15 protein-coding genes and 3 pseudogenes are annotated in these 19,222 nt (G+C 69.4%); 14 read left to right on the top strand and 4 right to left on the bottom strand.

The genetic code is table 11. The features are described from left to right. Entirely contained in the window at positions 1-432 is a 432-nt protein-coding gene (locus ACHMW8_RS21110) for a sensor histidine kinase (protein ID WP_395443686.1), read from the bottom strand. On the opposite strand from ACHMW8_RS21110, the gene ACHMW8_RS21105 reads away from it, so the two are divergent. Continuing rightward, a complete protein-coding gene (locus ACHMW8_RS21105) occupies positions 392-1,525 on the top strand; it encodes a hypothetical protein (protein WP_395443685.1) in 1,134 nt (377 codons plus the stop codon). The genes ACHMW8_RS21110 and ACHMW8_RS21105 overlap by 41 nt on opposite strands. Here ACHMW8_RS21105 and ACHMW8_RS21100 read toward each other — a convergent pair. The 3 genes from ACHMW8_RS21100 to ACHMW8_RS21090 form a co-directional block, all read right to left on the bottom strand. After that, positions 1,522-1,929 (bottom strand): hypothetical protein, encoded by a 408-nt coding sequence (locus tag ACHMW8_RS21100; protein WP_395443684.1) that lies wholly within the window; start codon positions 1,927-1,929, stop codon positions 1,522-1,524. The two genes, ACHMW8_RS21105 and ACHMW8_RS21100, sit on opposite strands and share 4 nt — an antisense overlap. Continuing rightward, complete coding sequence (locus tag ACHMW8_RS21095) at positions 1,916-2,599, bottom strand: response regulator transcription factor (RefSeq protein ID WP_125159705.1); 684 nt, start codon at positions 2,597-2,599, stop codon at positions 1,916-1,918. Before ACHMW8_RS21095 ends, ACHMW8_RS21100 begins: the two co-directional genes overlap by 14 nt. 230 nt (positions 2,600-2,829) lie before the next feature. Then, positions 2,830-3,081 (bottom strand): hypothetical protein, encoded by a 252-nt coding sequence (locus ACHMW8_RS21090; RefSeq protein ID WP_125159706.1) that lies wholly within the window; start codon positions 3,079-3,081, stop codon positions 2,830-2,832. Positions 3,082-3,203: 122 nt separating this feature from the next. Between ACHMW8_RS21090 and ccoN the strand changes: the two genes are divergently transcribed. The 13 genes and pseudogenes from ccoN to ACHMW8_RS21025 all read left to right on the top strand — a co-directional run bounded on the left by ccoN (position 3,204) and on the right by ACHMW8_RS21025 (position 19,187). Then, positions 3,204-4,850 (top strand): cytochrome-c oxidase, cbb3-type subunit I, encoded by a 1,647-nt coding sequence (ccoN, locus tag ACHMW8_RS21085; RefSeq protein ID WP_125159710.1) that lies wholly within the window; start codon positions 3,204-3,206, stop codon positions 4,848-4,850. An 8-nt stretch (positions 4,851-4,858) separates the two neighbouring features. Then, a complete protein-coding gene (gene ccoO, locus ACHMW8_RS21080) occupies positions 4,859-5,602 on the top strand; it encodes a cytochrome-c oxidase, cbb3-type subunit II (protein ID WP_125159711.1) in 744 nt (247 codons plus the stop codon). Further along, complete coding sequence (locus ACHMW8_RS21075; protein ID WP_099578182.1) at positions 5,599-5,766, top strand: cbb3-type cytochrome c oxidase subunit 3; 168 nt, start codon at positions 5,599-5,601, stop codon at positions 5,764-5,766. The genes ccoO and ACHMW8_RS21075 overlap by 4 nt, the downstream gene beginning before the upstream one ends. After that, positions 5,766-6,635, top strand: a complete 870-nt coding sequence (ccoP, locus tag ACHMW8_RS21070) for a cytochrome-c oxidase, cbb3-type subunit III (protein WP_395443683.1) — start codon at positions 5,766-5,768, stop codon at positions 6,633-6,635. Before ACHMW8_RS21075 ends, ccoP begins: the two co-directional genes overlap by 1 nt. Positions 6,636-6,641: 6 nt before the next feature. After that, positions 6,642-8,134, top strand: a pseudogene (gene ccoG, locus ACHMW8_RS21065) (cytochrome c oxidase accessory protein CcoG). Beyond that, positions 8,131-8,709: a FixH family protein gene (locus tag ACHMW8_RS21060; protein WP_395443682.1), complete on the top strand. Its 579-nt coding sequence runs from the start codon at positions 8,131-8,133 to the stop codon at positions 8,707-8,709. Before ccoG ends, ACHMW8_RS21060 begins: the two are co-directional and overlap by 4 nt. Beyond that, a pseudogene (locus tag ACHMW8_RS21055) lies at positions 8,633-10,809 on the top strand (heavy metal translocating P-type ATPase). The gene ACHMW8_RS21060 and the pseudogene ACHMW8_RS21055 overlap by 77 nt, the downstream one beginning before the upstream one ends. Then, entirely contained in the window at positions 10,806-10,970 is a 165-nt protein-coding gene (gene ccoS, locus ACHMW8_RS21050) for a cbb3-type cytochrome oxidase assembly protein CcoS (RefSeq protein WP_125158300.1), read from the top strand. Before ACHMW8_RS21055 ends, ccoS begins: the two are co-directional and overlap by 4 nt. Before the next feature lie 66 nt (positions 10,971-11,036). Beyond that, complete coding sequence (locus tag ACHMW8_RS21045; RefSeq protein WP_125158301.1) at positions 11,037-11,828, top strand: helix-turn-helix domain-containing protein; 792 nt, start codon at positions 11,037-11,039, stop codon at positions 11,826-11,828. Next, entirely contained in the window at positions 11,825-13,186 is a 1,362-nt protein-coding gene (gene hemN, locus ACHMW8_RS21040; RefSeq protein ID WP_395443681.1) for an oxygen-independent coproporphyrinogen III oxidase, read from the top strand. Before ACHMW8_RS21045 ends, hemN begins: the two co-directional genes overlap by 4 nt. Before the next feature lie 449 nt (positions 13,187-13,635). Beyond that, positions 13,636-14,868 carry a TolC family protein gene (locus ACHMW8_RS21035; RefSeq protein ID WP_395443680.1) on the top strand — a complete coding sequence of 411 codons (1,233 nt, stop codon included), beginning with the start codon at positions 13,636-13,638 and terminating at the stop codon, positions 14,866-14,868. Beyond that, complete coding sequence (locus ACHMW8_RS21030) at positions 14,865-16,013, top strand: efflux RND transporter periplasmic adaptor subunit (protein ID WP_395443679.1); 1,149 nt, start codon at positions 14,865-14,867, stop codon at positions 16,011-16,013. Before ACHMW8_RS21035 ends, ACHMW8_RS21030 begins: the two co-directional genes overlap by 4 nt. Positions 16,014-16,015: 2 nt before the next feature. Beyond that, a pseudogene (locus tag ACHMW8_RS21025) lies at positions 16,016-19,187 on the top strand (efflux RND transporter permease subunit). The last annotated feature ends 35 nt before the right edge of the window (positions 19,188-19,222 follow it).

Below are 19,222 nucleotides of genomic sequence, written 5' to 3'. Positions count from 1 at the left end.
CTAACCGTCTTTCGTGACAGTCTTTCGCACCGGCAGCATCAGGAGCAGGCAGGCGCCGGCCGGGGCGGGCTCCCAGATGACCCGGCCGCCGATCGCCTCGGCGCGGCGTCGCTGGTTGGCCAATCCCCGGCCGGTGACGGGCAGGGCCGGATCGAAGCCGCGACCGTCGTCCCGCACGCGCACCAGCACGTGGCCGTCCTCGGTCCGCACCGACAGCGCGACCTCGCGGGCCTCGGCGTGCTTGAGGATATTGGCGAAGGTCTCCTGCAGGATGCGCAGGATGTGCAGCGCGTGGCGCTGGTCCAGCCATTCCAGGGGCGGGACCTCGCCGGCGTCCCAGGTCAGCTTCAGGCCGCTGGCCTCGAGCCGCGGCTGCAGGCGGAAGCGCAGGGTGGCCAGCAGCAGGAGCAGATCGGTCTCGACCGGCTCCATAGAGTTCGATGGTCAGCTTCAGGTCGTCGATGCAGCCGCGCAGCAGGGCGACGGCGTCCAGGTCGGCGGCGCGATCGCCCTCGAAGGCCCGCAGAGCGGTGACCAGGGTCGAGCCCAGGCCGTCGTGCATGTCCTGCATCAGCCGTTGGCGTTCCTGGTGCAGCAGCTCGCGGTTCTCGATCTCGCGCAGCCGCTGGTGGCTGGCGGTCAGCTCGGCTTCGCGCTGGGTCAGGCGTCGCGCCAGATCGGCCTTGGCGCGGGTGGCCGTCTCCAGCGCCTCGATATAGCGGCTGAACATGATGTACCAGAACAGCACCGTGAACCCGACGCCGGTGAAGTTGCTGATGAACACGCTCTCGATGCTGACGATGTTCTGCTGCAGCGCCAGGTCGTAGACGCCCGAGAGCACGGTGACGAAGCACCAGACCGACAGCAGCAGAGCGTCGCGCGACCTGAACCGGATCGACTGGCGCACGCCGTTGAAGGCCACGATCAGCCCGAGGATCAGGAGGTTGGCGTAGACAGGCGCCGAGAGCAGGGTGGGGTCCAGAAGGCCGGGCAGGGTGGCGATCGTCCAGAACCCGCCGTTGAGCAGCGCCACGCCCGTCAGCAGCGGCTGGCGCCGGCCGTGCAGCTCGGTGACGAACAGGTGCAGCACCACGATCATCCAGTAGGGCGAGATCACGGTGATCCAGCCGAACCAGGCGTCGGAAACGACGAGCGGATGCACGCCGACGAAGGTGTGCAGCATCCGCAGGAAGACCACGACGGAAGTCATGAAGTAGAGCAGGTAGATCGGCTCGCCGCGGCGGCTGAGCCAGACGAACAGGGCGAAGACGCCCGTCGCCAGGAACGCGAAAGACGAGAACGACGACAGCTGGACCTGCAGAATCTCTCGAATGGCGTAGCGCGGCGCCAGTTGACGATAATTGCCGATCCAGACCGACGAGAACGCCCCGCCGATGCCGCGCACATGCTGCAGTCGGACGTCCAGCGTCCGGGGCGGATGCGAGACCTCGGTGCGCGGCAGGCTGATCAGCAGAGGCTCGTTGGAGCCGTTCCATTGCAGATTGGCGTGCGACTGATGGATTAGCTGACCGTCGGCATAGATCGCCAGCGTGCCGTCGGACTTCCAGCGCGGCACATAGAGATAGAGCTGGCGGCCGTCGTCGGGCAGGGGGGGACCTGCAGCGAAAACCAGGTGACGCGCGTGGCGATCCGCTGGGGCGCGGTTTCGGCTGTTGGCGCCCAGAGCGGCGCCGGCGCGTGGGGCATGACCACCGTTCGGCCGCTGGCCTGGAGGTTCGACGGAACGGTCGCCGGCGGCGGCTGGTAGCCCACCGTATCGGCGATCGTCATGCGCGCGGCGGTGATTCGCTCGCCGCCGGCGCGCGATTCGATGACGAAGGCGACCGCCAGGGCCAGAAGTCCCGCCAGGATCCAGGCCGCCCATGGAAACCACGGGCGTGCGGTCACCGACGGCCTAGAGGAGACCATGGGCGCGGGCCTCGAACACCGCCTCCGTCTTGGAGCGCACCTCCAGCTTGGCGTAGATGCGGCGCACGAAGGTCAGCACGGTGTTGCGAGACACGCCCATCAGCTCGGCGATCTCGTCGAACGAGAAGCCGCGGGTGATCAGCTGCAGCGTTTCCTTTTCGCGTTCGGACAGGCTGGGGACGCTGCTCCTTTCGACGGTCTCGGCTTCTTGGGCCGGACGTTCGTCGGGCCGGAAGCGCATCAGCACCTGGCGGGCGATTCGGGGGCTGATCGGACTGCCGCCGCCGTGCAGCACCCGGATGTCCTCGGCGATGGTCGGCAGGGGGCTGTCCTTGAGCAGATAGCCGCTGGCCCCGGCCTCGATCGAGGCGATGACGTGGCGCTCGTCGGCGAAGGTGGTCGCCACCATGATGGCGCAGGCGGGCCAGCGGGCGTGGGCTTCGCGGATGACGTCGACGCCCGAGCCGTCGGGAAGTCCCAGATCCACGACCAGCACGTCGGCCGGCCGTCCCGCCAGAAGGGCACGCGCTTCGGTCGCCGTGGCGGCCACGCTAGCGATCGACAGGTCGGGCGCGGCGGCCAGGGCGGTGCGAAAGGCGTCCTGGAAGGCGGCGTCGTCCTCGACCAGGACGACCTGGAGCGGCGTCGACGACGCGGCCTCGATGCTCATCCTGACGCCCCTGTTCCTCGCGCCCGTTCCTCGCGCAATGGCTCGCGGCGCAAGCCATCGCAGACCTGGCCTCGTCCGTCGTCATCACATCTTGCGACATGAGCGAGATTGCTCCGCTCCGCTCCGCCCGGCAACTAGGCCATGTCGAAAGCGTCGCGGGAAGCGACCGTCGATCAGCGCGGTGGGGCGCGAAGGGCGAGGGCGCCGATACGACCGGCGCTCCTCGCCGATCAGCCTCGAGCGAGGCGTCGGAGGGGGGCGGCTTTTGGTCGCGCCAGCGCCAGGCTGACCCCGAAGGCGAGGGTCAGGGCCGCCGCGACGTAGCAGGCCGGGCAATGGCCAGCCAGGGACCAGGCGTCCTGGCTGCTGCTGCACAGCGGCCCCGCCAGCAGGCGCGGCAAGGCCTGAGCCAGGGCGATCGTCCACGCGACCAGAGCGGTCGCGCCGACGATCGGGACGATGAAACGAGACTTGGCCGACATGAAACTCTCCGGAAGCGCCGGCGGACAATCGTCCCGGATCCGGCTTCAGGCTTTGATACGTATCAAAGCCTGGGCATGCGGTGCGTGAGAGGAGGGGTTTAGGTTCGCCGCAGGGAGTCTGCATGTCCGCCCCGTCTCATACTTACGCCAGGCCCCCTGCGGGTTCGGGCGCTTTACTGATCGTTTCGGCCGTAGGCGCGTTCCTGGCGATCCTCGGCGCGGGACTGACCCAGGATCCGATCTTCCGGCTGCAGGCCGAGACCATCGCGCTGGCGGGGGTGATCGCCGCGTTCGTTCTGAACGCGGGGTTGTCGGGCGGCACGCTGGTGGAGCATCCCGACCGCTATAGCGACAACGTCATCAAGGCGGGTGTGATCGCCACGATGTTCTGGGCGGCGGCGGGTCTGCTGGTGGGGGTGGTGATCGCCGCCCAGCTGTCGTGGCCGACGATCTTCTATTTTCCGGAAGCGGGCTGGCTGAACTTTGGCCGGCTGCGGCCGCTGCACACCTCGGCGGTGATCTTCGCCTTCGGGGGCAACGCGCTGATCGCCACGTCGTTCTGGGTCGTGCAGCGCACCTGCAAGGCCAAGCTGGCGGGCGGCATCGCGCCGTGGTTCGTGTTCTGGGGCTATCAGCTGTTCATCGTGCTGGCCGCGACCGGCTATCTGATGGGCGCGACCCAGGGCAAGGAATACGCCGAGCCGGAGTGGTACACCGACCTGTGGCTGACCATCGTCTGGGTCGCCTATCTGCTGGTGTTCCTGGGCACGATCTGGAAGCGCAAGGAACCCCACATCTACGTGGCCAACTGGTTCTACCTGGCCTTCATCGTCACCATCGCCCTGCTGCACCTGGTCAACAACGCCGCCATTCCGGTGGGTCTGCTGAACCACAAGTCCTATGGCGTCTTCTCGGGCGTGCAGGATGCGCTGGTGCAGTGGTGGTACGGCCACAACGCCGTCGGCTTCTTCCTGACCGCCGGCTTCCTGGCCATGATGTACTACTTCGTGCCCAAGCGCGTGGAGCGTCCGGTCTACAGCTACCGCCTGTCGATCGTGCACTTCTGGGCGCTGATCTTCATCTACATCTGGGCCGGCCCGCACCACCTGCACTACACGGCCCTGCCGCAGTGGGCCCAGACCCTGGGCATGACCTTCTCGATCATGCTGTGGATGCCGTCCTGGGGCGGCATGATCAACGGCCTGATGACGCTGTCGGGGGCGTGGGACAAGCTGCGCACCGACCCGGTGGTGCGGATGATGGTGGTGTCGATCGCCTTCTACGGCATGAGCACCTTCGAAGGTCCGGTGATGTCGATCCGCGCGGTCAACGCGCTGAGCCACTACACCGACTGGACCATCGGCCACGTGCATTCGGGCGCGCTGGGCTGGGTGGGCTTCATCAGCTTCGGGGCGGTCTACTGCCTGGTGCCGTGGCTGTGGAAGAAGAAGGAGATGTACTCGACCAAGCTGATCGAGTGGCACTTCTGGATCGCGACCACCGGCATCCTGCTCTACATCGCCGCGATGTGGGTGTCGGGCATCATGGAAGGCCTGATGTGGCGCGCCTACACGCCCCAGGGCTTCCTGGCCTACAGCTTCATCGAGACCGTCTCGGCCAAGCACATCGAGAACGTCATCCGCGCCGTCGGGGGCCTGATGTACCTGTCCGGGGCCCTGATCATGATCGTCAACATCTGGAAGACGATCGCTTCGCCCTCCGCCGAGCCGGCCGACGAAACGGCCGCTCCCGCCACCGCGATCGCCTGAGGCCGCCCATGTCCGTCTGGAAGCATCACGCCAAGTTCGAGCGGCATTCGCTGCTGCTCGTCGTCGGCATCCTCATCGTCGTCTCGATCGGGGGGCTGGTCGAGATCGCCCCGCTGTTCTGGCTGCAGGGCACCATCGAGAAGGTGCAGGGCGTACGGCCCTACACGCCGCTGGAACTGAACGGCCGCGACATCTATGTCCGCGAGGGCTGCTATCTGTGCCACTCGCAGATGATCCGCCCGCTGCGCGACGAGGTCGAGCGTTATGGCCACTACAGCCTGGCCGCCGAGAGCATGTACGACCACCCGTTCCAGTGGGGGTCCAAGAGGACCGGGCCCGACCTGGCCCGGGTCGGGGGCAAGTACTCCGACGCCTGGCACCGCGACCACCTGATCGACCCGCGCTCGGTGGTGCCGGAGTCGGTGATGCCGCCCTACAAGTTCCTGGCCGAGAAGGACCTGGACTATGGCGACATCGTCGACCGGATGAAGGTGCTGCGCACCGAGGGCGTGCCCTACACGGCCGACCAGCTGACCAACGCCAGGAAGGACCTGGAGGCCCAGGCCGATCCGTACTCGACCGACGCGGTGGCCCTGCGCGGCCGCTACGGGGCCAAGGTGGCCAACCGCGACTTCGACGGCGATCCCGACAGGATCACCGAGATGGACGCCCTGGTGGCCTATCTGCAGATGCTCGGGACCCAGGTCGACTTCAAGTCCTACAAGGCCCAGGCCCCGGAGAACCAGCGATGAGCCAGCTCTCCTACGAAACCGTGGCGCGCTTCGCCCAGCAGGGCGGGCTGATCTACTTCGGCCTGATCTTCCTGGCTGGCGTCGCCTATGCCCTGCGGCCTTCCAAGAAGGCCGAATTCCAACACGCCGCGCGCATGCCGCTGGATGACGAGGAGCTCTCCTGATGGCTTCCGAACGCAAGACCGACGACGTCACCGGCGTCGAGACCACCGGCCATGAGTGGGACGGCATCCGCGAACTGGACAACCCGCTGCCGCGCTGGTGGCTGTGGGTCTGGTACGGCTGCATCGCCTTCTCGATCGGCTACTGGGTGCTGATGCCGGCCTGGCCGGGCGTGCATGGCTACACCAAGGGCCTGCTGCATCAGTCCGACCGGGCCGCCGTGGGCCAGGAGCTCAAGGCCCTGGACGTCCAGCGCGGCGCGGGCGCGGCCCAGCTGCGCACCGCCAGCCTCGAGCAGATCGAGAAGGATCCCAAGCTGCAGGCCTACGCCCAGCAGGTGGGCCAGTCGGTGTTCGGCGACAACTGCGCCACCTGCCACGGCATCGGCGGCACCGGCGGCAAGGGCTATCCCAACCTGCGCGATGACGTCTGGCTGTGGGGCGGCAAGCTGGAGGACATCCAGTACACCATCACCCACGGCGTGCGCACCGGCGCGGACGGGGCGCGGATGTCGCAGATGCCCGCCTTCGGCCGCGACGAGCTGCTCAAGCCCGAGCAGATCGACGACCTGACCGAATATGTCGTCCACCTGTCGAACCGTCCGGCCGACGCCGGGGCCATCGCCCGCGCCAAGCCGATCTTCGACACCCAGTGCGTGGCCTGCCACGGCCTGGAAGGCAAGGGCGACCAGGCCGTCGGCGCCCCCAACCTCACCGACAGCGAATGGCTCTACGGCGCCGACCGCGCCGCCATCCGCGGCCAGATCTTCGCCGGGAACGGCGGCGTCATGCCCACCTGGGCCGGACGCCTCAGCCCCGAAACCATCAAGGCCATCGCCGTCTACGTCCACGCCAACGCCGCCGGACAATAACCGGCCATGCCAACCCTCATCGACAACACCAAACCCAAAACACAAAACACAACAGCCGTCTCCGCCGCCGCACGGGCCAAGGGCAGGGGGGCGCCCAAGGGCGATGGCCTCTACAAACCGCGCGAGCCGATCTATCCCAAGCTGGCCCACGGGACGTGGCGCAGGGTGAAGTGGGCGCTGCTCATCGCCACCCTGTCGGTCTACTACGTCACCCCGTGGATCCGCTGGCGCCGGCCAGAGGGCTTCCCGCAGCAGGCCGCGCTGGTCGACTTCACCGGCGGCCGCTTCTACTTCTTCAATATCCAGCTGTGGCCGCAGGACGTCCACATCATCACCGGGCTGATGGTCGCCGGCGCCCTGGTCCTGTTCCTGGTCACGGCGCTGTTCGGCCGGCTGTGGTGCGGCTACACCTGTCCGCAGACCGTCTGGACCGACCTGTTCATCGTCGTCGAACGCCTGTTCGAGGGCGACCGCAACGCCCGCATGCGTCTGGACGCCGCGCCGATGTCGTTCGACAAGCTCTGGCGCAAGGCGGGCAAGCACCTGACCTGGATTGGCATCGCCTTCGGCACCGGCGGGGCGTGGATCTTCTATTTCCATGACGCCCCGACCCTGATCCGCACCTTCTGGATCGGCCAGGCCCCGGCCACTGCCTATGTCTCCTGCGCCTTGCTGACGGTGACCACCTACGCCTTCGCCGGTTGGATGCGCGAACAGGTCTGCACCTATATGTGCCCATGGCCTCGCATCCAGGGCGCCATGCTGGACCAACACTCGCTGCAGGTGACCTATCTGCGCGATCGCGGCGAGCCGCGCGGCGCGCACAAGAAGGGCGAGGACTGGGCGGGGCGCGGCGACTGCATCGATTGTCACCAGTGCGTCGTCGTCTGTCCGATGGGCATCGACATCCGCGACGGCAGTCAGTTGGAGTGCATCAACTGCGGCCTCTGCGTCGACGCCTGCGATGAGATCATGACCAAGCTGGCGCGACCCACGGGCCTCATCGCCTACGACACCGACGCGGCCGTCGCCGCCCGCGCCTGCGGGCGTAAGGCGACCTACAAGCCCGTGCGCTCGCGGACGATCTACTACGCCCTGGCCCTGACGGTGGTCGGCGGCCTGACGCTGGCTGCGTTGATCAGCCGCCCCAAGGCCGACCTCCACGTCATCCGCGACCGCAACCCGATCTTCGTGCGCATGCATGATGGCGCGGTGCGGGACGGCTATACGCTGAAGATCACAAACCGGACCTTCTTCGACCGCCGGTTCGAGATCGCGTTCGACGGCGTCGCCGGCGCGCGCCTCAGCCAGCCGGGCGCCCGGGCGCCGTCAGCGTCACCGTCCCGGCGGACCAGGTCGCCTCGGTGCGGGTCTTCGTCACCGCGCCGCCCGAAGCCGGACTCGCGGCCAGCACGCCAGTCCGCTTCATCGCCCGCGCCGGCGACGTCCAAGCCGACGCCAAGACCGTCTTCCTCTCCGGAGCCGCGAACCCGCAATGACCGCCGCCTCGTCCCCCGAGATCGCCCAGTCCAAGGCCGTCAAGCCTATCACCGGCTGGCACGTCCTGATCGCCGTCGTGGCGTTCTTCGCCGTCGTGATCGGCGTCGATACGCTGTTCATGATCAAGGCCTACGGCACCTTCTCGGGCGAGGTCGCCTCCAACCCCTACGAGGCGGGCCTGGCCTTCAACAAGACCCTGGCCCAGCGCCAGCGAGAGGCGGCCCTGGGCTGGGCCGCCTCGGTCGAGAAGGCCGACGGCGGGACGGTGGTGGTGCGCCTCGTCGACAAGACCGGCGCGCCGCTGGACCGCCTTTCCGTGACTGGCGTCCTTGAGCGGCCGGCCACCGAGACCGGCCGCCGACTCTTGACTTCAAGCCGCTGGGCGACGGCCGCTATCAGGCCCGCGCGCGGCTCGACGGCGCCTGGGACCTGCGGGCCACGGCGCGCAACAGCCGCGACGTCTTCGAGCTGGAAACACGTCTGCTGGAGCCCGCCAAATGAACGCCAGCCTGACCGTGGATCGCGATCTGGAAGCCTTCGTTCGCCGCGACGAGGCGGGGCGAGGGCGGCTTGAATTGCTGGTCAGCGGCGCTCGCTGCGCCGCCTGTATCCGCAAGATCGAGACCGCTGTCGCCGGCGTGCCGGGCGTCGCCGGCGCCCGCCTGAACCTGACGACGGGCAAGCTGGCCGTCGAACTCGCCGGGCGCGAGGCGAATCCGGAACGCGTCGTCGAGACGGTCCGAGGGCCTGGGCTACCGCGCCTGTCTGTTCGATCCGGCCGAGGCTGTCGCCGCGATCGATCGCGAAGGCCGCGAACTGGCCATCGCGCTGGGAGTCGCCGGCTTCGGGGCCGGCAACGTGATGATGTTCACGGTCCCGGCCTGGGCGGGCCTGTTCGGCCAGGAGCTGACGCCGGCGACCCTGACCTTGATGTACTGGATGGCTGCGATCGTCGCCACGCCCTGCGCCCTGTTCGCGGGGCGGCCGTTCTTTCGCTCGGCCTGGGCGTCTCTGAAGCGCGGCAAGGCGAATATGGACGTGCCGATCTCGATCGGTGTGATCCTGACCCTGATTGTCAGCTTCTCCGAGACCATGCTGCGCGGCCAGCATGCCTATTTCGACGCCGCCGTCACCCTGCTGTTCCTGCTCCTGATCGGGCGCTACCTGGATCACCGCCTACGCGCCAACGCCCGTTCTGCGGCGCGCGACCTGTTGGCCCTGCAAACTCCGGTGGCCGTGCGCCTGTCGGGCGAGGCCGAGCACGGCGTGCCCGTCGCCGATATCGTCGTCGGGGACCGGCTTGTCGTGGCGCCCGGCGATCGCGTACCCGTCGACGGTGTGGTCGAGGCCGGCCGCTCGGAGATCGACAACGCCCTGATCACCGGCGAAACGGCCTTGGCGCCGGTCACGGTCGGGGCGCGACTGCACGCCGGCGCGCTGAACCTCTCCGGCCGCCTGGTCATGACCGCCACGGCGCGAAGCGAGGACTCCACCTTGGCCGCCATCGCCCGTCTGATGGAGGCCGGGGCCCAGACCCGCTCGGCCTATGTCCGCCTGGCCGACAAGGCCGCCGCGCTGTACGTGCCGGTCGTCCACACCGTCGCGGCCGCGACCTTCATCGGCGGCTGGGCTCTGGGCCTGGGTCCGCGCGAGGCGCTGCTGCGAGCAGCGGCGGTGTTGATCGTCACGTGCCCCTGCGCCCTGGGGCTGGCCGCGCCGGCCGTGCAGATCGCCGCCAGCAGCCGCCTCTTCCGCAAGGGCGTGCTGGTCAAGTCCGGGGCGGCCCTGGAGCGCCTCGCCGAGGTCGACCACGTCATCTTCGACAAGACCGGCGTGCTGACCGAAGGCTGCCCTCGGCTCGTTGACGCGCCGACCCATCTGGTCGCCCTGGCCGCGCCGCTGGCCCGCGCCTCGCGCCATCCCCTGGCCAAGGCCCTGGCCGCGCAAGCCGGCGCCGGCCCCGTCGCCGCCGAATGCGTCGAGACGGCCGGGCAGGGCGTGGAGGGCCTGATCGACGGTCGCCGCGCGCGCCTGGGCCGCGCGGCCTTCGTCGGCGTCAAGGATGGCGACGCGCGCGAGACCGAGCTGTGGTTCGGCTTCGAAGGCGACGTGAAGAATTCGCTTCGTGTTCGAGGACCAGCCGCGCGCGGACGCGTCCGAGGCCATCGCGCGACTTCGCCAAATGGGTTTGTCCGTCGAGATTCTGTCGGGCGACCTCGCTGGCCCGGTGCGCGACATCGCTCGCGCGGTCGGCGTCGAGGATTGGCGCGCGGGCCTGACGCCTTTCGACAAGGCCGCGATCGTCGACGACCTCAAGGCGCGGGGCCACAAGGTGCTGATGGTCGGCGACGGCCTCAACGACGCCGCCGCCCTGGCTCGGGCGCATGCTTCGATGGCCCCTGGCGCGGCGGTCGACGCCGCCCAGAACGCGGCGGACCTGGTCTTCACCGGCGAGGCTCTTGGCGCGGCGCCCGAGGCGATCGACACCGCGCGGTCGGCCCGCTGTCGGGCGCTGCAGAATTTCGGCTTCTCGGCCGTCTATAATGTCGTGGCCATGCCCGCGGCGATGGCGGGCTTGGTCAATCCGTTCATCGCGGCCCTGGCCATGTCGGGCTCGTCGATCGTTGTGTTGCTGAACGCCGCCAGGCCTCGTTTGCGATGGCCCGGCCGATGAACATCATCCTGTTCCTGGCGCCGGCGTCGATCGGCCTCGGCGCCTTGGGTCTGCTGGCCTTCTTCTGGACGATGCGCTCAGGCCAGTACGACGACCCCAAGGGCGATGCGGCCCGCATCCTCTACGACCATCTCGACGACAAGCCGCCGGCGGAGGATTGACGCCGATCAAGGTTCGCGATCGTCGAACACGGCAAGACGGGTTCACTTCATCGTGGAAGGGCCCGCATGTCCCTCGACACCGCCGACCTGATTCGTGTCCGCAAGCTGCCCTTGTTGGACGCCGCCTCCGCAGACAGCTTCGCCCAGCTGACGCGTGACGCCGTGCTGCAGAGCGTTTCGCGCCGCACCGCCCTGACGCTCGAGGGCGAGGTCAGTCCCAGCCTTTCGATCCTGATGGAAGGCTCGGTGGCTCTGGAGAGCGGACGGGACGGACAGGGCGCGACCCTGGCCTTGCTGGAACCCTTGTCCACCGTGATGTTGGCCTCGGTCGTGCTGGACGCGCCGGCCTTGGTGACGGCCTGGGCCGCGCCGCGCAGCGAGGTGCTGACGATTCCTGGCGCGGCGCTGCGCCTGGCCGCCCGGACCGATCCCGCCCTGGCCTTCGCGATCTCCGAGGAGCTTTCCGGTTGCTACAGCGGCGTCGTTCGCGCCCTGAAGAACCAGCGGCTGCGCGGCACGCTGGAGCGCCTGGCCAACTATCTGCTGACCCAGCACCGGCGCCAGAACGGCGCCACCCGCCTGACCTTGCCCAGTCGCAAACGGGTCCTGGCCTCGCTGCTGGGCATGACCCCCGAGAACCTGTCGCGCGGCTTCGCCAGTCTGGCGCCATTGGGGGTCGAGGTCGACGGTCCGATCGTCACGCTGCGCCGGCCTGGCGATCTCGCTTTGCTCGCGGCCGCCGATAGCTCGATCGACAATCACGCCCCCTTCGACGCCGCCCGGCCCGGCCAGGCCGACCGAGAGCGTCGCCGCTTCAAAGCTCTTGATTTCCCGGTCCCCGAGGACGCCCGCCCATGACCGCCACGATCCTGCCCGCCGCCCAACGCTCGCACGCCGAGCGCAACCTGCCACGCTATACCAGCTATCCGACGGCCCTGGCCTTCGACAGCGCCCATGCGAGTCACGCGGAAGGCTGGTATGGGGCGACAAGGCCGGATGACCGGCTGTCGGTCTATGTCCACGTGCCATTCTGCCGCCGCCTGTGCTGGTACTGCGGCTGCCACACCTCGATCGCGCCGACCTACGACCGTGTGGGGAGCTATCTCGACGTGCTCCGGCGCGAGATCGATCTGGTCGCCGGGCGACTGGGCGAGCACGACGGGCTGGCGCACCTGCACTTCGGCGGCGGCAGTCCCAACGCGCTGCGGCCCGAAGATTTCGTCGACCTGACGGCTCGACTGGCGCGCGCCTTCCGCCTGCGGCCTGGCGCCGAGATCGCCGCAGAGCTTGATCCTGGCATGTTGTCGCAGGGCTTCATCGCGGCGGTCGGCGAAGCGGGCGTGACCCGCGTCAGCCTGGGCGTCCAGACCTTCGATCCGAACGTTCAGGCCCTGGTCAACCGCGTCCAGCCTTATGAGCAAGTCGCGCGGGCGGTCGAGGGGTTGCGCGACGTGGGCGTCGGCGGCCTGAACTTCGACCTGATGTACGGTCTGCCCGGCCAGACGCCCGACAATGTCTACGCCTCCGCCCGAGAGGCCGTCGCCCTGCGGCCCGACCGGATCGCGGTGTTCGGCTACGCCCACGTGCCGTGGATGAAGAAGCACCAGGTGATGATCCGCGAAGCCGACCTCGCCGATCTCGATGGACGCTGGCTGCAGGCCGATGCGGCCGATGCGGCCCTGGTCGAGGCCGGCTATGTACGGATCGGCCTCGATCACTACGCCTTGCCCGACGACGCGCTCAGCCATGCGGCCGCGGAGGGGCGGATGCGGCGCAATTTCCAGGGTTATACCGACGACGCGGCGGCGGTGCTCATTCCCATTGGACCGTCCTCCATCGGTCAGTTCCGCGAGGGTTTCGTTCAGAACCATGTGCCGAGCGACCAGTGGGCGGCCCGCATCGCCCAGGGCGAACTGCCGCTGAACCGCGCCTTGGCTATCGGTGACGAGGATCGCCTGCGCGCGCTCGTGATCGAGCGGCTGATGTGCGACCTTTCCGTCGACGTCGAGGCGATCTGCCGGGATCAAGGGATGTCCAGCGACCTGCTCGCCGAGAGCCTGGACGCCGTCGACGCCCTGGCCTTGGCCGGACTTTGCCGCCGCGACGGCGCGGTGATCACGATCCCCGAGACCGCGCGACGCCTGATGCGGGTGGTCGCCGCCGCGTTCGACGCGCGTCTGCCCAAGGCGACCGAGCGACACGCCAAGGCCGTGTGATTATGTAACGCGTTCTCAAATTCGCGCCTCGGCGCTATGAGAGCGGTCATGCGGCGCAAGACGACATGGTGGCGGAACTTGGGAGGCCTTCTGGCCGCCTGTCTGCTGTCCCTGCTCGTCGCCGCGCCAATGACCAGCGCCGCGGCTTGCCTCTGCGCAGGGGACGGGGTCGCGCCGACCGTCGGCCAAGCGTTACAGCCCGACCACGGGCAGGACAGCGCGCCGTGCAAGGCGGCTTGTTGCCTGGGTGGTCACTGCCATCACGCGGGACCCGCGCTCGACGCCCCCGTTTCGAGCGTCGCCGCGCCGGCCCTCGCGGGCGCTCGTCACGCTATTACGCCGGTCCACGCCCTGCCGTCGCTGACGGTCTCCGCTCTCGATCGCCCACCTCGCGGCTGACGGCCCGCGCGCTTTAGCGCGCCGTCGTCATATCATCGCGAGGAATTTTCATGTCATCGAACCGATGGCCGCCGCGCGCGGCCTGGGCGTTCGCCGCTTGCGGCGCGCTCCATGGCGTGGCCGCGGCCCAGACCGCGCCGCCGCTGGAAACCCTGTTGCGCGAGGCCGCCGCGCCTCGCCTGATCGTCGTTGATGCCGAAATGCGCGCCGCAGAGGGGCGCGCCCAACAGGCCCGGGCCCGGCCCAATCCGACCCTGGACCTGCAGGTCGAGAACGTCGGCGGAAGCGGGCCTTATCATGACTTTGAGGCCGCCGAGACGACCTTGTCGATCGGCCAGGTCCTGGAACTGGGCGGCAAGCGCGGCGCGCGGACGGCCACGGCCCGGGCCGAGTTCGACACGGCGCGGTCGCGCGCCGTACTCGGTCGTGTCGCCTACGCCCGCGATCTGGTCGTGGCCTATGCGACCGCGGAGGCGGCGAGCGAACGGCTTGCCGCCGCCAGGGAGAGCCATGAACTGGCCGAGGCCGACGCCCGGGCGGCGCAGTTGTTGGTCGACAATGGCAAGGAAGCCGAACTACGAGCCTTACAGGCGCGCGCGGCGGTCTCGGTCGCGCAAGCCGAGGTCTCGCGGGCCGAGGCTGAATTGGGCGGCGCGCTGGCGCGGCTGGGGGCCCTGACCGGCGGCGAGCGGACCTTCACCGCCGTGACGCCCGGCGCGCTGGATAGGGTCTGGCCGGCCTCGTCATCGAATAAGGCCCCGACCGTCGCCGTCGCCGAGGCCGAACAGCGGGTCGCGACGCGAAAGCTCGACTTGGAACATCGCCGCGCCACGCCCGACGTCACCGTCAATTTCGGCGTTCGACGCCTGGCCGGCGAGGACGCCACGGCCGCCGTCGCCGGCTTCTCGCTGCCCTTGCCGCTGTTCGACCGCAACCGAGGCGCGGTGAACGCGGCGCGGGCCGAGGCCGACGCGGCGCGTGCCAGACTGCTCATGGCCCAGGCCGAGGCGATCGCCGACCGCCGCGGCGCCGAGGGCGAGGCCGGCGCGGCCGAGCGGTCCGCCGCCGCCGCCCGTGAGGGTCAGGTCGTCGCCCGCGAAGCCTATCGCCTCGCCCGCCTGGGCTACGAGGCCGGCAAGCTGCCGCTAATCGAACTTCTCGCCGCTCGCCGCGACCTCGTCTCCGCCCGGCAACGCGCCATCGAGGCGCGGCTGGCGCGCGTCAAGGCGCTGGCGGACCTCGCCCAGGCCAACGGACAGATCGCTTTCGAGGACACCCAATGACCGACCGCAAATGGATTCTCGCCGGTGCGGCCACGGCGCTAGTCGCCGCTATCGGCCTCGGCTTTGGCGCAGGCCGGCTGACCGACAAGGTTCCGGCTGACGCGCCGGCCCACGAGAAGGAAGAAGGAGCCCCGCACGAAGAGGGCTTCGTGGCGCTGTCCGTCGCCGACGCCGCCAGGGCCGGCGTGCTGACCACCACGGTCGGACGCGGCGGCGGTTCCGAGCTGGTTCTGCCCGGCCGGGTGGCCCTGGCCGTCAACGCCTCGGCCGCTCTGGGCGCGCCCGTGTCGGGGGCGGTCGAACGCGTCCACGTCGCCGCCGGTGATCGCGTGGCCGCGGGCGCGGCGATCGCCACCCTACGCAGCGCGGAGGGGGCTGGCGCACGGGCCAGCGTCGACGCCGCCGCCGCCGGTGCGCACGCCGCCCAGGCCGCCGCGGCCAGGGACCGTCGCCTGTTCGAGGCGGGGGTTGTCGCCCGGCAGGACTGGGAAGCCAGTCAGGCCGCCGCCGACAAGGCCCGGGCCGAGCTACGCGCCGCCCGCGCCCAGGTCGCCGCTCAGGGCGCGCCCAGCGCCAGCGGCCTAGCGATCCTGCGCGCGCCGATCGCCGGGATCGTCACGCGGATCGACGCCCGGGTCGGCGGCTTTCTGACCCAAGGCGACCTCGTCGCCGAGATCGCCGACCAGAGCCAGGTCGAATACGTCTTCGACGCGCCGCCGGCCTCGGCCGGCGCCATCCATGTCGGCGACACGATCCAGGTTCAAAGGCCGGAAGGCGGGGAGGCCAGCGCACGCATCGTCGCCGTCGCTCCCAGCGCGGTTGGCGCTGGCGCCGCGGTCGTGCGCGCCAGGCCGACCGCGCCCGCGCCGCCGATCGGCGCGATCGTCTCGGCCCGGATGATCCTGGCCAAGGGGCAGGGCGGTCTGACGGTCCCGGCCGAGGCCGTCCAGACCCTGGACGGTCGCACCGTCGTGTTCGTCGTCGAGCCCAAGGGCTTCCGCGCCACGCCCGTCGTGACCGGTCGCACCGCCGCCGGTTCCATCGAGATCCTGAAAGGCCTCGAGGGCGGCGAGACCCTCGCCGGCAAGGGCGCTTTCCGCCTGAAAGCCGAACTGGGCAAGGGCGAGGCGGGGCACGAGGACTGATCATGCTGAACCGTCTCATCGACCTTTCGGTCCGCTTCCGCTGGATCGTCGTTCTGCTGGCCGTGGCGCTGTTCGCGTTCGGCCTGCAGCAGCTGTCGCGCCTGCCGATCGACGCCGTGCCCGACATCACCAACCGCCAGGTGCAGATCAACACCATCGCGCCGGCCCTCGGCCCAGAGGAGGTGGAGCGGCAGGTAACCTTCCCCTTGGAGACGGCCCTGGCCGGAACGCCTGGCCTGGTCGAGACCCGCTCGCTGTCGCGGCACGGCTTCTCGCAAATCACCGCCGTGTTCACCGACAGGACCGACCTCTATTTCGCGCGCGCCCTGATCAACGAGCGCCTGCAGGCGGCCCGCGCCAACCTGCCCGACGGTCTGGAACCCAGCATGGGCCCGCCCGTCACCGGGCTGGGCGAGGTCTATATCTGGACCGTCGAGTTCAAGGGCGCTCCGGCGCGACCCGGGGTCTCCTATGTCACGCCCGAGGGCGAGACGCTGCGGACCGATATCGAGAAGGCCACCTATCTGCGCACCGTCCAGGATTGGATCGTCGCGCCGCAGTTGAAGACCCTGAACGGCGTCGCTGGCGTCGACGTGCTGGGCGGCTACGTCAAGGAGTACGCGGTTCATCCCGATCCGGCCAAGCTGGCCGCGCGCGGGATCAGTCTGCCGCAACTGGTCGAGGCTCTGGAGCACGCCAACCGCATCGCCGGGGCCGGCTATGTCCAGCGCGGCGGCGAGGCCTACATCGTCCGCACCGATGCGCGGGTGAAGAGCCTGGCCGAACTGGCCGACACCCCGATCGGCCGTCGCGGCGGCGCGGTCGTCAAGGTCTCGGACGTCGCCACGGTCGCCATCGGTCATGCCCCGCGCCTGGGCTCGGCCAGCGAGAACGGCCGTGAGGTGGTGATAGGCACGGCCCTGATGCTGGTCGGCGAGAACAGCCGCACCGTCGCCGCCCGGGTCGACGAGCGCCTCAAGGCCATCGCGCCCAGCCTGCCGCCAGAAGTAATCATCAAGCCCGTGCTGGACCGCACCCGGCTGGTCGACGCCACGATCCGCACGGTCGAGCACAACCTGACGGTCGGGGCCCTGCTGGTCATCGCGGTGCTGTTCCTGGCCCTGGGCAACTTCCGCGCCGCCTTGATCACGGCGCTGGTCATCCCACTTTCGTTCCTGATCGCCGCCATCGCCATGCGGCGGTTCGGAATCAGCGGCAATCTGATGAGCCTTGGGGCGCTGGACTTCGGCCTGATCGTCGACGGCGCCGTGGTGGTGATCGAGAACACGCTGGGACGCCTGGCTCAGCGCCGCGACGCCGAAGGACGCGCCCTGACCGCCGCCGAGCGCCTGTCGATCGCCATCGACGCGGCCAAGGAGATGGCCCGTCCCGCCGCCTTCGGTCAGGCGATCATCCTGCTGGTCTACGCTCCGCTGCTGACCTTCGAGGGCGTCGAGGGCAAGATGTTCACCCCGATGGCCGCCACGGTGATGTTCGCTCTGGCCGGCGCCTTCGTGCTGTCCCTGACCCTGGTCCCGGCCCTGACCGCCCTGGCGGTGCGCGAGCCGAAAGGTCACGGCGAGACCAAGGCCATGACCGTCGTCCGCACGCGCTTTGAGCCGGTGCTGCGCGCGGCCGTGGCGCGTCCGAAGGCGGTGGCCGGCGGCGCGATCCTGGCGCTGGCGCTCGGCGTCATCGCCTTCTTCGCCCTTGGTCGGGAGTTCGCCCCGACGCTCGATGAAGGCGATCTGCTGGTCCAGGCCAGTCGCGTCCCCTCGATCTCGCTGGAAGAAAGCCAGGCCATGCAGTTCGAGGTCGAGAAGGTGCTTTCGGCCCAGCCCGAGGTCGCCCTGGTCTTCACCCGCACCGGCACCGCCGAGATCGCCTCCGACCCGATGCCGCCCAGCGCCTCGGACACCTTCGTGATCCTGAAGCCGCGCAAGGAGTGGCCCGATCCGAGCCTGCCGAAGGCCAAGCTGGTCGAGCGGATGGAGGGCGACCTCGGCAAGCTGATCGGCAACGCCTATGAGTTCACGCAACCGATCCAGATGCGCTTCAACGAGCTGATCGCCGGCGTGCGATCGGACGTGGCGGTCAAGGTCTATGGCGACGACTTCGCGGCCATGAGCCGGACCGCCGACCAGGTCGCGGCGACGCTGCGCAAGGTCCCCGGCGCGGCGGATGTGAAGGTCGAGCAGATCTCCGGCCAACCGACGATCACCGCCAGTGTCGACCGTACGGCCGCCGCCGCCTTGGGCGTCCACGCCAGCGACGCGGCCGACGCCCTCGAGATCGGCCTTGGGGGACGCGAGGCCGGCCACATCCTGGAGGGCGACCGCCGCTTCGACGTGGTCGTGCGGCTGGACGACGCCTCACGCGCCGATCCGGCCGTGATGGGGCAACTGCCGGTCGTGTCAGAAAGCGGAGAAGGCTCGACGGCGATCCCGCTGTCCAGCATCGCCCGCTTCGACACCGCCGAGGGGCCCAACCAGGTCAGCCGCGAGAACGGCAAGCGGCGGATCGTGGTTCAGGCCAATGTCAGGGGCCGCGACCTGGGCGGCTTCGTCGCCGACGCCCAGGCCGCCGTGGCGCATGAGATCAAGCCAAGCCCGGGCTCCTGGCTCGAATGGGGCGGTCAGTTCCAGAAATCTGGAGCGGGCCAGCGCGCGACTGGCGATTATCGTGCCGATGGTGTTCCTGGTCATCGCCGTGCTGCTTTTCTTCGCCCTCGGCTCGGCGACGGAGGCGGTGCTTGTCTTCGGCTGCGTGCCCCTGGCCCTGGTTGGCGGGGCCCTGGCGTTGCTGTTGCGAGGAATGCCGTTCTCGATCTCTGCTGCGGTCGGCTTCATCGCCGTTTCGGGCGTCGCGACCTTGAACGGCCTTGTCCTGATGCAGAGCATCAAACAGCGGATGGAAGGCGCGCGCGACATCGCCGCCGCCGTGATCGATGGCGCGGTCGGCCGCCTACGGGCGGTGCTGACCACGGCACTGGTGGCCATTCTGGGCTTCATTCCGATGGCCTTGGCGATCGGCCCTGGGGCCGAGGTCCAAAAGCCCCTGGCCACCGTGGTGGTCGGCGGGCTGCTGACCTCGACCGTGCTGACCCTGCTGGTGCTGCCGAGCTTTTACGTCTGGCTGACCCGGCGTCGCTCGGGCCCGGCGCCCTCGATCTAGGCAGATTGCCCAAAAGGAGATCAGAACCGCCGACG

Origin of the sequence: Caulobacter sp. UC70_42 (assembly GCF_044056025.1) — a bacterium.
Classification (GTDB): Bacteria; Pseudomonadota; Alphaproteobacteria; order Caulobacterales; family Caulobacteraceae; genus Caulobacter.
This window is presented reverse-complemented; position numbering and strand designations above follow the sequence as displayed.

Bases quoted from the DNA above. Each gene is read 5' to 3' on its own strand.
- ACHMW8_RS21110 (WP_395443686.1), bottom strand. From the start codon at position 432: ATGGAGCCGGTCGAGACCGATCTGCTCCTGCTGCTGGCCACCCTGCGC.
- ACHMW8_RS21100 (WP_395443684.1), bottom strand. From the start codon at position 1,929: ATGGTCTCCTCTAGGCCGTCGGTGACCGCACGCCCGTGGTTTCCATGG.
- ACHMW8_RS21095 (WP_125159705.1), bottom strand. From the start codon at position 2,599: ATGAGCATCGAGGCCGCGTCGTCGACGCCGCTCCAGGTCGTCCTGGTC.
- ACHMW8_RS21090 (WP_125159706.1), bottom strand. From the start codon at position 3,081: ATGTCGGCCAAGTCTCGTTTCATCGTCCCGATCGTCGGCGCGACCGCT.
- ccoN (WP_125159710.1), top strand. From the start codon at position 3,204: ATGTCCGCCCCGTCTCATACTTACGCCAGGCCCCCTGCGGGTTCGGGC.
- ccoO (WP_125159711.1), top strand. From the start codon at position 4,859: ATGTCCGTCTGGAAGCATCACGCCAAGTTCGAGCGGCATTCGCTGCTG.
- ACHMW8_RS21075 (WP_099578182.1), top strand. From the start codon at position 5,599: ATGAGCCAGCTCTCCTACGAAACCGTGGCGCGCTTCGCCCAGCAGGGC.
- ccoP (WP_395443683.1), top strand. From the start codon at position 5,766: ATGGCTTCCGAACGCAAGACCGACGACGTCACCGGCGTCGAGACCACC.
- ACHMW8_RS21060 (WP_395443682.1), top strand. From the start codon at position 8,131: ATGACCGCCGCCTCGTCCCCCGAGATCGCCCAGTCCAAGGCCGTCAAG.
- ccoS (WP_125158300.1), top strand. From the start codon at position 10,806: ATGAACATCATCCTGTTCCTGGCGCCGGCGTCGATCGGCCTCGGCGCC.
- ACHMW8_RS21045 (WP_125158301.1), top strand. From the start codon at position 11,037: ATGTCCCTCGACACCGCCGACCTGATTCGTGTCCGCAAGCTGCCCTTG.
- hemN (WP_395443681.1), top strand. From the start codon at position 11,825: ATGACCGCCACGATCCTGCCCGCCGCCCAACGCTCGCACGCCGAGCGC.
- ACHMW8_RS21035 (WP_395443680.1), top strand. From the start codon at position 13,636: ATGTCATCGAACCGATGGCCGCCGCGCGCGGCCTGGGCGTTCGCCGCT.
- ACHMW8_RS21030 (WP_395443679.1), top strand. From the start codon at position 14,865: ATGACCGACCGCAAATGGATTCTCGCCGGTGCGGCCACGGCGCTAGTC.